This window comes from Brevundimonas sp. SL161, from assembly GCF_049896985.1.
Classification (GTDB): domain Bacteria; phylum Pseudomonadota; class Alphaproteobacteria; order Caulobacterales; family Caulobacteraceae; genus Brevundimonas.
Genome location: NZ_JAFCVJ010000100.1, coordinates 1 through 520, shown reverse-complemented (window position 1 = coordinate 520; position 520 = coordinate 1). Strand labels below are relative to the sequence as shown.

The 520-nt window shown below is 67.7% G+C and carries 1 protein-coding gene; it reads right to left on the bottom strand.

The window, feature by feature from the left end:
- Window positions 1-21: 21 nt before the first annotated feature.
- Window positions 22-519 carry a CopD family protein gene (locus ACP7AU_RS17825; protein WP_426052292.1) on the bottom strand — a complete coding sequence of 166 codons (498 nt, stop codon included), beginning with the start codon at window positions 517-519 and terminating at the stop codon, window positions 22-24.
- Between the last annotated feature and the right edge of the window lies 1 nt (window position 520).

The following is a 520-nucleotide window of genomic DNA, read 5'->3' as shown; positions in this document are numbered from 1 at the left end:
TGGCGGCAAACTGGTCTTCGACTATCGGCTGGGCGTATCGAACAAGAGCTGACCGCCCCTGGGCTCGACCAGCCACTCCGGGAAGGCGACCCAGTCCAGAACCGGCTTGGCCAGCACCAGCGTCAGGATGACCAGCATGGGCGCCAGCACCAGGGCGATGGGTAGCCAGGCCGGGGGCGGCCTGTGCTCGCTCGGCTCCTCGCCGATCTTCGCCACGATGTGGCCGATCCAGCCGTGGGCCATGACCAGAGCGGCCACGAAGGCCAGTTTGGCGAACATCCACGGCACATAGACCTCGCGCATGAAGATCAGCCAGGTGCCGGCGATCACCGCGATGACGGCGGCCGGGGTCACGAACAGGGTGTAGGTCAGATGCGAGGCGGTGCGGATGGTGCGGTAGCCCTGCACCGAGATCGCCGGGTCGTGGCGCGTCAGCATCAGCGGCAGGGCCAGCAGCCCTCCGCACCAGACGACCAGACCGATGATGTGGGCCGCCTTGAACAGCGGAACGGCGGGCACC